2 protein-coding genes are annotated in these 425 nt (G+C 41.4%); both read right to left on the minus strand.

What is annotated here, in order from left to right:
- On the minus strand, positions 1–251 hold a 251-nt coding region (locus RM704_RS45805), incomplete at its 3' end, for a hypothetical protein (protein WP_498076461.1).
- On the minus strand, positions 230–425 hold a 196-nt coding region (locus tag RM704_RS45810), incomplete at its 5' end, for a pullulanase-associated domain-containing protein (protein ID WP_498076460.1). The genes RM704_RS45805 and RM704_RS45810, both read right to left, overlap by 22 nt.

Here is a 425-nt window from a genome sequence, read left to right on the forward strand (position 1 = left end):
GCTTTTATACTTGCTTCAATGGTTACATTTTTTGTTCCCGGAGTAGCTTTGCTTGTATCGAGTTCTACTTTCTCTTCGATAAAATATGGATTGGTATAGACTTTGTCGTCGTCATTGCGAAGGAAAATTTGTCTATGCCGTTTACGATCTGCAAAGGCTAAATCAATTGTTTTATTGCCTGCCAAATCTGGATTATTCTGATTGATTAGCAGAAATCCAAGCTTGGAATCTAAACCATTCGATAGAGGAATGTCAACATAGGCGCCGTATTTGCCAAGTTAAAGTCAACGGCACCTGCTGGCCAGCCGCTACTTGCTTCAGTCGTATCTCCCCAAGTCCATACGCCCCAACCTTCATAATTATTGTCTTCACGGGTGTAGTTGATACGGAGGACATTTTCATCTTTGAGTGGCTCATAACTAGAC

It is taken from the genome of Streptomyces gottesmaniae (assembly GCF_031845845.1).
Taxonomy (GTDB): domain Bacteria; phylum Actinomycetota; class Actinomycetes; order Streptomycetales; family Streptomycetaceae; genus Streptomyces; species Streptomyces akebiae.